Annotated in this window: 14 protein-coding genes; 12 read left to right on the forward strand and 2 right to left on the reverse strand. The window is 39.9% G+C overall.

The features are described from left to right. Positions 1-171: 171 nt before the first annotated feature. Together ACX0HA_RS09355 and ACX0HA_RS09360 are read left to right on the forward strand one after the other, a co-directional pair. Complete coding sequence (locus tag ACX0HA_RS09355) at positions 172-1,020, forward strand: SDR family oxidoreductase (protein WP_458845009.1); 849 nt, start codon at positions 172-174, stop codon at positions 1,018-1,020. Between the two features lie 52 nt (positions 1,021-1,072). Next, a complete protein-coding gene (locus ACX0HA_RS09360; protein WP_458845010.1) occupies positions 1,073-1,294 on the forward strand; it encodes a hypothetical protein in 222 nt (73 codons plus the stop codon). 1 nt (position 1,295) lies between these two features. On the opposite strand, the gene ACX0HA_RS09365 is transcribed toward ACX0HA_RS09360, so the two are convergent. After that, the gene (locus ACX0HA_RS09365) at positions 1,296-1,607 is read right to left on the reverse strand and encodes a hypothetical protein (RefSeq protein WP_458845011.1); all 312 of its coding nucleotides are present in this window, start codon (positions 1,605-1,607) and stop codon (positions 1,296-1,298) included. Between the two features lie 288 nt (positions 1,608-1,895). Next, positions 1,896-2,648, reverse strand: a complete 753-nt coding sequence (locus ACX0HA_RS09370) for a phosphatase PAP2 family protein (protein ID WP_458845012.1) — start codon at positions 2,646-2,648, stop codon at positions 1,896-1,898. 243 nt (positions 2,649-2,891) lie between these two features. On the opposite strand from ACX0HA_RS09370, the gene ACX0HA_RS09375 reads away from it, so the two are divergent. The 10 genes from ACX0HA_RS09375 to ACX0HA_RS09420 form a co-directional block, all read left to right on the forward strand. Further along, a complete protein-coding gene (locus ACX0HA_RS09375) occupies positions 2,892-3,314 on the forward strand; it encodes a response regulator (RefSeq protein ID WP_458845013.1) in 423 nt (140 codons plus the stop codon). Beyond that, positions 3,311-4,516 (forward strand): hybrid sensor histidine kinase/response regulator, encoded by a 1,206-nt coding sequence (locus ACX0HA_RS09380; protein ID WP_458845014.1) that lies wholly within the window; start codon positions 3,311-3,313, stop codon positions 4,514-4,516. Before ACX0HA_RS09375 ends, ACX0HA_RS09380 begins: the two co-directional genes overlap by 4 nt. Before the next feature lie 18 nt (positions 4,517-4,534). Beyond that, positions 4,535-8,107, forward strand: coding sequence for a response regulator (locus ACX0HA_RS09385; protein WP_458845015.1), 3,573 nt, complete (start codon positions 4,535-4,537; stop codon positions 8,105-8,107). 18 nt (positions 8,108-8,125) lie between these two features. Next, positions 8,126-8,491: a response regulator gene (locus tag ACX0HA_RS09390; RefSeq protein ID WP_458845016.1), complete on the forward strand. Its 366-nt coding sequence runs from the start codon at positions 8,126-8,128 to the stop codon at positions 8,489-8,491. Positions 8,492-8,498: 7 nt separating this feature from the next. Then, positions 8,499-9,308 (forward strand): CheR family methyltransferase, encoded by an 810-nt coding sequence (locus ACX0HA_RS09395; protein WP_458845017.1) that lies wholly within the window; start codon positions 8,499-8,501, stop codon positions 9,306-9,308. Further along, positions 9,290-9,874 (forward strand): chemotaxis protein CheB, encoded by a 585-nt coding sequence (locus tag ACX0HA_RS09400; RefSeq protein WP_458845018.1) that lies wholly within the window; start codon positions 9,290-9,292, stop codon positions 9,872-9,874. Before ACX0HA_RS09395 ends, ACX0HA_RS09400 begins: the two co-directional genes overlap by 19 nt. A 2-nt stretch (positions 9,875-9,876) precedes the next feature. Continuing rightward, positions 9,877-10,260: a YchJ family protein gene (locus ACX0HA_RS09405; RefSeq protein ID WP_458845019.1), complete on the forward strand. Its 384-nt coding sequence runs from the start codon at positions 9,877-9,879 to the stop codon at positions 10,258-10,260. Positions 10,261-10,498: 238 nt separating this feature from the next. Continuing rightward, the gene (locus ACX0HA_RS09410) at positions 10,499-11,098 is read left to right on the forward strand and encodes a hypothetical protein (protein ID WP_458845020.1); all 600 of its coding nucleotides are present in this window, start codon (positions 10,499-10,501) and stop codon (positions 11,096-11,098) included. A gap of 626 nt (positions 11,099-11,724) precedes the next feature. Next, positions 11,725-12,477, forward strand: a complete 753-nt coding sequence (locus ACX0HA_RS09415) for a sensor histidine kinase (RefSeq protein ID WP_458845021.1) — start codon at positions 11,725-11,727, stop codon at positions 12,475-12,477. Positions 12,478-12,487: 10 nt separating this feature from the next. Then, positions 12,488-12,731: response regulator transcription factor (locus tag ACX0HA_RS09420; RefSeq protein WP_458845022.1), on the forward strand; the 244-nt coding region annotated here is incomplete at its 3' end.

Here is a 12,731-nt window from a genome sequence, read left to right on the forward strand (position 1 = left end):
AATGCCGCCCTGAAAGGGGCGGCATTTTTGTTTAAATACCTATTTCAAACCTTCTTTGTTTACCGTGTTTGAATTGTGCAATTATTGCTTTGGATACCACAACAACAAGGCTTTACAGTCGCTATATCTTTGTCTTATCAAATTAGAACAATTAATAAACAATAAGACAAAATGAAAAATCCGGAACAAAATGTATGGTATGTAACAGGCGCCTCAAAAGGGCTTGGCCTTAGCCTTGTTAAACAACTGCTGAATGGCGGTTATAAAGTGGCTGCAACTTCAAGAAGCTTGTCAGACCTTGAAAAAGCTGTAGGCAATCATACTAATTTTTTACCTCTTGCCGTTGATATACTTAACGAGCAAAGTGTAGCTGACTCGATCGCTAAAGCAATAAGCCATTTCGGTAGCCTTGATGTGGTAGTAAACAATGCCGGTTATGGCCTTGTAGGTGCTCTTGAAGAGCTTACCGATGTTGAGAGCAGGCAGAACTTTGATGTAAACGTATTCGGTTCGCTGAATGTTATTCGTCATGCATTGCCTCAAATGAGGAAACAGGAATCAGGACATATCTTTAATATCGCATCTATAGGCGGATTTACGGGTAATTTCCCTGGTTTTGGGATCTATTGTGCGACTAAGTTTGCGGTACACGGCTTTACCGAATCCCTTGCTGCAGAGGTTGCTCCGTTTGGAATTAAAGCGACTATAGTTTCTCCGGGCTACTTCAGGACTAACTTTTTAGAAGGCAGTTCATTGGCAGTGCCTAAAAACGCTATAGAAGACTATAAAAGTGTAAGGGAAGTACAGCTGGTTCATGAGAATGATATCAACAACAACCAGCCTGGTGACCCTGATAAAGCTGCTAATGTTATGATCGAAGTAGCAGCGATGGCTCAGCCACCGATACATTTATTTTTAGGCCCGGATTCTTATAATCTGGCTGAGGTTAAGATCAAAGACGTTCAGAAAGACCTTGAGGCAGTAAGAGCGATAGCAACTGCTACAAATTTTGACAATTAAATATTACCCGGTTATGGCTCTTCGGAGCCATAACCTTAAACCAATCAATAATATGAAAACCATATATATGACACTTAGTGGAATAATCCTTTCGGTAGTGGCTACAATTGCCATAGCCGGGCTGGTATCCATAAGTAACCTGGTAAAGCCTGTTGACAATCAACAGGAAGTGAAGGTTACTACGCAGCATGCACAAATAAAAATGACACAAAAAGAAGGCCTGTGCCACCACAAGGAAGAGAAAGATCCGAAGGACATTTCTCTTTGCAGGTAGCTTAGGCTAATGTATCGCTTAGCGCGGTATGTATTTCATTGGCCAGTAATCCGCTGCCACCACCATAATGCTGTACGATCATACATTGTGGGTTCAGGGCAGTAAGAGCTCTTCTTAATTCGGCTTCCTCTTGTTCAGGTATGCCGCAGCCAAGCAGTACTATCCTGAAATCTATTCCCCTGAAGAGAAAAATAGCCTCTTCATTATCTGCCGCACCATATCCGGCCCAGTTTTCGTTTTGGTTGATCAGGCGCACTACAGTTTCCAATATCTCAGGATGTCTGCCCGTATACAGAATGTTTATCTTTTCCATGATATGTCAATTTACGGGACAAAGATCTGTTTGATAAATCATCTGTACATTGAACCAGGACAAGAAAAGTAAAAAAGATTCGTTTTTCTGATAAAATAATATTGCACTTTACGTCTTCCAAATGTGCTAAAAACGTCATTTTGGTGCGTAATAATAGGTGTGTTTAAATTGTTGTAAAACAGATACTTGAAAAATGATATTGCACTTTACGTTTTTCAAAAAAATGCACTTTTCAGGAGTATATTTTCTCTTCTTTTGAAATTATAAAATATTTGAATTTTACAATTTTTAGAATTGCATTACAAAACTTCCGCCTGCCTGTTCACCATTATAAAATGGTAATAGCATTGCCGTCTTTTTTTTCTCCTGAGCGTCGTTAAAAAGTAACTTATTGATAGGCTTCAGCAGCCAATAAGCCGCCTTGGTAGATAATATGCCAATACCAGCACCTGCTATAACGTCGCTAACCCAGTGCCTGTCGTTGGTAAGGCGCATCACAGCTGTGCCCGCAGCTACAGTATAGCCTGCCACACCGTACCAGATGGAGACATCTTTATACTCCTGATATAAAAATTCGGCACCTAAAAAGGCTGCTGTGGAATGCCCTGAAGGGAATGAATTGTTTACAAGCCCGTTGGGACGCATTACATCTGTGGTAGACTTCAGGGTTTTTACCGTTAGGTTAGATATTAGGAAGGCTGTAGCAAAGACTATGGTACGGTCTTTAAAATTGTGCTTTCCCTTAACACCAAAAGCATTTAGGGCATATACGGTTGCAGCCGGCATATAAAGGGTAAACTGGTCTACATCGGTGTGGGTGTTGTGCTTTAGGTCGTCGCGCACATCATGGTCAAAATTGTAAAGAGTAGGGTTGTTTATTGCGATAGCTCCATAACCTATAAGCACTCCGGGGATGATAAGCTGTTTGTAGCCAAATTGGCCTTTTGCAGTGTCAGGGTCTTTTCTGAGGCTGTCACGGGTTACATTAACAATGGTGTCATTACTTGTTTTCTGTGCATTTACAGTCAGTATGCTAAGCATTAAAAAAGTTAAAAAACAGCATTTTTTTGTAGGCCACATATCTTAAAGGAATGTTAATTGTTAAAGCGCGTAAAGATAGAATCATGAAGGGTAAATGCAAATTTGAAATGTATTTTTTTCAGAAATTTAGTAATAAAGTAATCTCAAAATAATGTTAAAGATGTAATAAGTTGTAAGAATATCTGTAAATGTTCATAACCTATTTTAACACCTTGTTAACTTTTGTCGCCCTATTTTTGGAAAGTGAGCACAAATATTAAATCAATACTCCTGGTAGACGACGATAGCGACGACCAATTACTTTTCAGGGAAGCCCTTGCTGAAGTAGATAGCAGTGTGCAATGCCATACTGCGCGAAATGGTATTGAAGCCATTGAAACCTTAAATTTAGGTATACTTCCCGATATAATCGTAATGGATGTTAATATGCCAATGATGAATGGCCTGGAATGCTTGCGCGAACTAAAAGCTACCAGTAAATTAAAAGACATTCCGGTTATTATGGGCTCCACTTCGTGTTCGGAATCGTCACAAAAAGAATGTTTTGATAATGGTGCAGTTGGATATATCGAAAAACCATCTGATTACTTCCTGTTGTGTGCTCATGTTAAAAGTATATTGACTTCAGGCCTGCCGGCCACTTTAAAAACGCCTGCTATACTATGATCCTGATTGTAGATGATATAAAGGCAAATATTCTTGCCCTTAAAAAAGTACTATTGCTTCATGGACTTGAAGCCGATAGTGCCGAATCCGGTGAAGAAGCTTTAAAGAAAATCCTTAAAAAAGACTATTCCCTAATCATACTTGATGTGCAGATGCCTGTAATGGACGGTTTTGAAGTAGCTGAAATACTCGCCGGAAGTAACAGGACTAAAGATATTCCTGTAATTTTTCTTTCGGCTGTAAATACCGATAAACGTTTTATTTCCAGGGGTTATGAAACTGGTGGGGTAGATTATGTGACCAAACCGGTCGATCCTGATTTACTGATACTCAAAGTAAAGAGTTTTCTCAAATTGTATGAGCAGACACAGGAGCTCAAGAATATGAGAGACCTGCTATCTAAAGAGATCGAGATACGAAAAGAAGCCCAGGAAAATCTTGAGAATAAGGTTGCAGAAAGGACTCAGGAACTTGTGACTAAGAATGAAGAACTGGAGTTTAGTAATCACGAGCTGCAACAGTTTGCATGGGTAGTATCGCACGACCTGAAAGAGCCTTTGCGAAAAATAGAGACATTTATTAAAATCATCGATGAACGCTACCTGCCGGATAATGAGACAGCGAAAGATTATGTGAGGCGAACCATAAAATCGGCTGAAAGGATGTCAAACCTGATATCGGACCTTATTGATTATTCACGACTGTCATCAGATGTGATGCCTGAACGAACCGACCTTAACGCTATACTTGAAGAAGTACTGGCTGACCTGGATTATAGGATAGAAGAAAAAAGGGCTGTAATAAAAGTGGATAAGTTACCTATGGTTATGGGTGTTTCCAGTCAGTTAAGACAGCTGTTCCAAAACCTTATTAGCAATTCCCTCAAGTTTACGAGAGAAGGTGTTTTGCCGGAAATAAAGGTGACTGCAGAAAGGGTAGAAGAGAAAAGCTTTGATGCCAATACCAGTGTTTCGGGTAATCATTGCAGGATAACAGTAACCGATAATGGGATAGGTTTCAATGAGATCTACCTTGATAAAATATTTAAGATCTTCCAGAGCCTTAACGACAGGAATGCCTATGAAGGTACCGGTATAGGCCTGGCTATAGCCAATAAAATAGTAGAAAAACATAACGGCATAATAACAGCAAAAAGCAGCCCCGGAAACGGTGCGAGCTTTATTATTGTTTTGCCACTATAATAAACCTTACACAAAGATATGGACGGTAATTTTAAAAGAAATCTATTAATTAGTACAGGGGTATCTATATTTATACTGCTTGTTAGCTCCACAGCTTCATTTTTGAGTATCAGGAGCCTATTAGATAGTAATTCATGGGTTACGCACACGCAGGAAGTAATTTACAATATTAACGAAGCTACTTCGGTAATGGTAGATGCCCAGGGTAGTATGCGGGGCTTTTTGGTTACGGGTAAGCAGGATTTCCTGAAACGTTATGATACGGCTGAGGAAGATGCAAACACCTACATAGATAAGCTTGATGAACTGACAAAAGATAACGCCGCACAGCAGGAAAATATTAAGGAACTGCGCCCGCGGGTGAGTGCTTTTTTTGATTATCTGGAAGAAAGGGTAGCTGATAAGATGCAAAATGGGGCCATAACTCCTAATGATCTTGACGCAGGAAGAAAACTTATGGAAGACATGCGCGCAACGCTGAAGCGTATGGAAAATGAGGAACAGCGTCTTTTGGCTGAACGTAATTCTACTTCGGAGAAATATGGCATGTACAGTTCAGTACTTATTGTTACTGCGGCTCTTGTAGCATTATTGATAAGTGTAATATTCTTTGCAAGAATATTAAGAGACTATAACGCACGACTTAGGCTACAGACAAAACTTGAAGAATCTGACAGGGAAACTGCCGAGAGGATTCGCGTAATAAGTAAAGTAGCCGGAGAAATCTCTAACGGTAATTATGAAGTGAGGGTAGACAGCATTGATAGCGATGCCCTGGGTAGTATGGGCGGATCGCTTAACAGCATGGCAGTGGCTCTCGAAAAGTCGTTTAAGACACTTTCAGATAATGAATGGCTGCAATCGGGTATTGCATCGCTTAACGATGTAATGATAGGGGAGAAGAACATTCACAAACTTACAGCCGATGTAATAGAGCATTTGGCTACATACACCAATAGTAATGCCGCTGTACTATATATATTGGAAGGTGAAGAGCTTGTTGTTTCGGCGGGATATAGCTATGTAGCCGATAAAAGCCGTGAGCGCCTTCTGCTTGGGGACGGACTGGCAGGACAGGCAGCAGCTTCGCGCAAAATAATGGAGCTTAAATCGCTTTCAACGGAAGATATTAAGATATCGTATGCTTTGGGCGAGGCAACTCCGGCCCATATAATCGCTGTGCCGTTGATTGATGATAAAATTACCGGTGTGGTAGAGCTGGCCTCGGTTAAGGAATTCTCCAAACGCAGCCTTACGTTTTTAAATGCAGCTTCAAATAATGTGGGTATCGCTATTACGGCTGCCCAAAACAGGAAGCGTTTACAGGAGTTGCTTGAAGAGACCGAATCGCAGTCAGAAGAATTAAGGGTGCAGCATAGCGAGATGGAAAACATCAATGCGGAGCTTGAGGCACAGACGCAAAAACTACAGGCATCTGAAGAAGAGCTAAGGGTGCAGCAGGAAGAACTGCAGCAAACCAATGAAGAGCTTGCAGAACGCAGTGTGCTTCTTGAAGAAAGGAATGTTGAGATACAGAAAAAATCGGAAGACCTGGAACTTAGTACCCGATATAAATCGGAATTCCTTGCAAATATGTCGCACGAGCTGAGGACACCGCTTAACTCTATCTTGTTGTTGAGCCGACTGCTCTCTGAGAACAATGACAAGAACATGAATGATGAGCAGATAGAATTTGCAAGTGTAATACAGAGTTCAGGAAATGGGCTTTTAGGGCTTATTGATGAGATTCTTGATCTTTCTAAGATCGAGGCCGGAAAAATGGAACTTGAGTTTATAGACATTGCTACCAAAGAAATTACCGATAATCTTAAGGCTTTGTTTAATGAAGTGGCAAAACAAAAGAATATAGAGTTTACTATTGTTACCGATGATGCGCCGTTGGTTCTAAAAACCGATAAGGTAAGGCTCGAGCAGATATTGAAGAACCTACTATCGAATGCAATTAAGTTTACGGCAAAAGGTTCGGTAACTTTAGAGATCAAAAAACATCCGGCAAATGATAAATTGGTAAGCTTTACAGTAAAAGACACTGGTATTGGGATTCCGTATGAGAAACAACCGCTTATATTCGAGGCCTTTCAACAGGCAGACGGCTCGACCAAACGTAAATATGGAGGTACAGGTTTAGGGCTATCAATCAGCCGTGAGCTGGCAAAACTGCTTAAAGGTGAGATAAGCCTGAAAAGTGAGCCGAATGAAGGCAGCGAATTTACGTTGACCATTCCTATTGCGGGTTCTGCAAAGATGGCTGTAGAAAGAATATTTAATGAAGAGTCTTCTGTACAAATAGAGGCAAAAAACGAGGCAGAAAAAGATGAGAGAAACAAGTTTTTGAGCCTGTCTATTCCTGATGATGTACCTGATGACAGGGAAAACATCAGTGAAGATGACAAAGTTATACTTATTGTGGAAGACGATACCAACTTTGCCAAATCGTTACTGGAATTTACGCGTAAGCGCGGCTATAAAGGAGTCATATCAGTAAGGGGAGATGAAGCCTTTAACCTTGCAGTGATGTTCAGGCCGGCGGGGATACTGCTGGATATACAGCTTCCGGTTAAGAGTGGCTGGGAAGTTATGGAAGAGCTTAAAGCCAACTGGCAGACCAAGCACATACCGGTACACATGATGTCTTCGCACAAAATGAAGCAGGAGAGCTTGCTGAAAGGGGCTGTAAATTTCCTTGACAAGCCGGTAGCTTTTGAACAGATGCCTGAAATATTTCAGCGTATAGAGCATATAGTGAACAAAGAATCTCAAAAAGTGCTCATTATAGAAGATAACGCAAAACATGCAAAGGCATTAGCTTATTTCCTGGAGACTTATAATATTAATTCTGAAATTAAAAGCGACGTTACCGATGGGGTAGATGCTCTGCAAAAAGAAAATATTGATTGTGTTATTCTTGATATGGGCATTCCGGATCAGCATGCCTATGAGATACTCGACGGTGTGAAGAAAAATCCGGGTCTTGAAAATCTTCCTGTAATCGTATTTACCGGAAAGAGCCTTTCGATGAAAGAAGAGCTGAAGATCAAGAAATATGCTGATTCTATTGTTGTGAAAACGGCACATTCGTATCAGCGTATGCTTGATGAAGTATCGTTGTTCCTTCATCTGGTAGAAGAAAACAAACAAGGAGGCCTTAAAAAGGATACCTATAAAAAACTGAGCCTGCTTAACAATGTGCTTAGCGATAAGACCGTTCTTGTAGTGGATGATGATGTGAGAAATATCTATTCGCTTACCAAAGCGCTCGAAGTGCTTAAAATGAATGTTATTACAGCCATTGACGGTAAAGAGGCCCTTAAAGCTCTTGAAGAGCATCCTGAAGTTGATGTAGTGTTGCTGGATATGATGATGCCTAATATGGACGGTTATGAAACGGCTACCCGCATAAGGGAGATCAATAAATACAGAACCCTTCCGGTAATTGCAGTTACAGCAAAAGCCATGACGGGTGACAGGGAAAAATGCATCAATGCAGGTGCATCTGATTATATCACTAAACCGGTAGACGTTGACCAGCTTTTATCATTGCTAAGAGTATGGCTATATGATCAGCAATAATCAATTGAAGTAGTGAAAATGGAGAAAAAAAGGATTTTAATTGTAGATGATGATAGCCGTAATATCTTTGCACTTACGGCAACATTAAAGGCAAAATCGTTTGACTGCCTCTCTTGTCAGGGAGCGTCAGAAGCTTTGAAGTTGCTGGAAAGCGATGCACAGATCGATGCTGTGCTTATGGATATGATGATGCCTGATATGGATGGCTATGAAGCGATACCGCTAATAAGGCAGCTTCAGGACAGAAAAAACATGCCTGTTGTTGCTGTTACTGCACAGGCCATGGTAGGCGACAGGGAAAAATGCCTCGCTGCCGGGGCGGATAACTACATATCCAAACCGATAGACGTGGATAAATTGTTACAGATACTTAGTACTATTTAAAAGAGTTATGATAAATGACCGTGAACTTGAGGTATTGATAAATGAAGTATTTGAATACCACGGTTTTGATTTTAGCGGATACTCACGGGCTTCATTAAAAAGGCGCGTAGAGCGGCTGTACCAAATGGATGGTTTCAATAATCTGGGAGAGATGCTCACCAGGATCAGGCTTGAGCCGGGTTATGGCAAACGCATGATAGAGGAGATTTCGGTAAATGTAACCGAGATGTTCCGCGATCCCTTATTCTATAAAGTACTGAGGGAAGAAATATTACCGGTACTGGCTACCAAGCCGTTTATAAGGCTTTGGCATGCCGGATGCTCATCGGGAGAAGAGGTCTATTCTATGGCAATAATGCTTAAGGAAGCTAATCTTCTTCATAAATCGCTTATTTATGCAACCGATATCAATTCAATAGTATTGGATACTGCAAAGAAGGGAATTTTTCCGATGCAGATGATGAAGCAATATTCTGAAAATTACATGATGTCGGGAGGTAAGAGGGATTTCTCGGATTACTATACGGCCAATTATGGCTTTGCAAAATTCAGCAGCGAGCTTTCGGCAAAAATGGTCTTTTCAGAACATAGCCTGGTATCAGACGGATCGTTCAATGAATTTGACCTGATACTGTGCCGCAATGTGCTCATCTATTTTGATAAAGAGCTGCAGGAACGAGCTTTCACCTTGTTTGACAGCAGCCTTGCAAAACTGGGTTACCTGGCACTAGGTACCAAAGAAACACTTAAATTTTCGTCACTGCAAAAAAGGTATAAGCAGGTGAACAAAGATAAGATATGGAAAAAGACGGAGTAAAACAGGACTGTAAAGTACTTATTATTGGTGGGTCTGCGGGAAGCCTTGAAGTGCTGATGGAGATGCTGCCAAAACTGGCTTTTGTCCCTACCTTTGCCATTGTGCTTGTCCTGCACCGAAAGAGCGCTGAAGATTCTACACTTGAAGAGCTTATATCTTATAAGACCACTATCCCGGTTAAAGATGTAGAGGATAAAACGCCTTTACTGCCGGGATTTATTTATATTGCGCCATCAGATTATCACCTTTTATTTGAGGCTGATAATGTTTTGTCGCTTGATACATCCGAAAAAATAAATTATAGTAGGCCCAGTATAGATGTGTCGTTTGAATCGGCTGCAGAGGTTTACGGAGCAGCTCTGGCAGGTATATTATTATCAGGAGCTAATGCTGATGGAACAGAAGGTCTTTTGGCGATTAAAAAGGCGGGGGGCGTTATTGTAGTCCAGGTGCCTGAAACGGCACAAATGCCTTTTATGCCTATGAATGCCCTTACCAATGCAAGTCCTCATTATGTACTGGATGTAAAAGGAATGATTGACTTTATTTTACAAATCAATACCTAAATATGCCCGGAATTAACTGTTACTGCGATTCAGGCCAGCCATTTTTAGATTGCTGCCAGCCCTATTTACTTGATGTTAGAAAAGCACCCACTGCCATTACGCTTATGCGTTCACGTTATTCGGCCTATGTTGTACAGAATGCTGACTATCTATGGGAGACTACTGCCCCTAAAGAACGACATAACCATACAAAAGCTGATATTCTTGAATGGGCAAAGAGCAATCAGTGGTTAAAACTTGAAATTATAAATTCAACAGAAACTACGGTTGAGTTTAAAGCGTATTATATTGATTATAATTTGCAGGCACAGATTCACCATGAAAAGTCTTTTTTTATGAAAGAAGCAGGTAAGTGGTATTATTTAAATGGTGAATATGGTGTTTGAAAAACATTTTAAAAGATAGAAGAAAGGCTAAAAAGCGGTTATCATTTCGGTAATTGTGAGAATTTTTTATTTTGCACATAAAAATAATGTAAACCCCTATAAACACTGGTTAATTTGTTAATTTTGACATAAGAATAATTTATTAGCAAATCCTTTTTATGTCAGGTAAAAAAGGTTAAATTTGTTAAAGTTATATTAAATTCCCCCTTATAGGTTTAACCATAAATTAATTGACTTTATGACTTCAGCAGACATTTTAACAAGCATCCAGAACTGGGACGCTATCCGTCAGGATAGTCAGGCATTGATAGATTTTTTTGGGCAGGGTAACTGCTTTACGTATGATTTTCCTGCTTATGCCGGGAATTCGGCAGTACTTCACGCTTATCCCGGAATTTATGAGGATCAATTGTATTTTTTTGTAATTCCTGCGGAATATGATAACAAGGACTATGGCGATGTTATAGATCAGTACACAACGGCTTGTTTGGTAATCAATATTTTAGGTGATAACAGGTTAACACCCGATGTAGCCAAAGCAAGGATGAAAGCGTGGCAAAAAAACTATACGATATGGACACCGGCACAAGTTAACGGTCAATATGGAATCTTTGAAGCTTTTGTTATTCCTACTGAGGATTGCGAAGTTGAAAATGTTATAATGACCCTTGCATTAAAGGCAGACCCAGCTGCAACTGCAAGCTATGAAGCTGAACTTATTGTTACCAATGATAGTGGGAAACAGGTAGTCTATGATGACTTTGTAAATGCGGTACCACCATTTAATGCATTGCCTGCTCAAAACAACTTCTATTTATTGGCAGCGGCTATAATTTAAATAGTAATGGTTTTTTCTGAGTTTGTAAGGTTATTAAACTTTGCTTCTCCAATTGTATTATTTATAGGCTCTGTTGCAGGTTTATACTATTATAAATCATTGAATGTAATTCACAAAGGCATTTTTTGGTATCTTTTGGGGTTGCTACTGGTAGATTTAACAAGCAGGGTAATTGGAGCAACGGGCAATAATTTTATTGTATTGTTGGTCTACAGCTTGTTAGAGATGACGTTGTTTACCTGGTTCTATTTCAGGTTTTTTTTTAAAGCAAAACACAGGTTGGTTATGGGGCTGTCCTGTATAGCCTTTTTTTACATCCTGTGGGAAATTATGACTTTTGAGAGAACTGATATGAAAGGTTTCCAGTCGTATGCAAAAGTGATTGACGATTTTATAGTTATCATTCTGGTTTTTTCTTTTTTCCATGAAAAAATAAATATATTTAAGGATTCAAAATGGGAAAATTTCCTTCTGAATGTGGCTATTCTAATTTTTTTCTCAGTAAACCTTGTTTTCTTTCTGCCATTGAATTTTTTGGTTAATGAGTCAGCAGGAATGAAATTTTATTTTTGGCTTGGCATCGTTATAACCACGGTTTTATTTTATTTATACTTAACGCTTTCTATATGGAAAAATGGCAGGACCCAAAAGTTATTGCTTTCTGGATTGCGATAATTATTGCTTTAATAGGTACACTTTTATTTTTTGTTGTAAAGATATTGCATGCGGGATATAAGCGTATGACAGAGGCTAACCTGCGTGAAACCCGCACTAAGCTTGAGCACCAGAAAAAACTAATGGAGACCAACCTGCAGGCTCAGGAAAAAGAACGCATGCGCATTGCCGGTGACCTTCATGACAGTCTCATTGGAAAACTGGTAGTAATTAAAATGAAAAGCCAGATAGGTGCTTCGCCGGCAGAGCTGGATAATTTGCTGGAGGAAGGCATAGCCGAAGCAAGAAGGATATCGCACGATCTTACACCTCCTTTGTTAGAATTCTCACGTATCGAAGAACTGGCAAAAGATGTCTTTGTTCCATGGAAGGAAAAGTATACGATCCAATACCATAGTGACGTGAGAAATAATGCTGATATGCCATCTGAATCAAAAATTCAGATTCTCAGAATATTGCAGGAACTACTCACAAATATAACTAAACACGCAGCAGCAAATACCATTACGGTTCAGCTGCGTTATACCGAAAAACATTTTTCGTTCCTGGTAAGGGATAATGGAAAAGGTTTTGATACCAACCAACAGATAAAAGGGTTGGGGCTTGGTAACCTTGAATTGAGGATGCAGTATCTTAATGCTGTACACAAAGTAAAATCGGTTAAAGGCAAAGGCACGGTTACAATTGTCACTGCGACCGTTTAAATTAATATATATGGAAAATATTACCATTGCGATAACCGATGATGATGCACTTATAGTTAGCTTGTTGCAGGGCTACCTTCATAATATTGAAGGATTTGAGGTCGTACTGACAGCCAGTAGCGGAGAAGAATTATTGCAGCAATTACAAGTAGCTGATGAGCATCCTCATATTGTACTTCTTGACCTTAAAATGTCAGGTATGGATGGGGTAGAGGTAACCCAGCAGCTTAAGGATAATTATCCCGGAGTAAAGG

Source organism: Flavobacterium hauense (assembly GCF_054457175.1).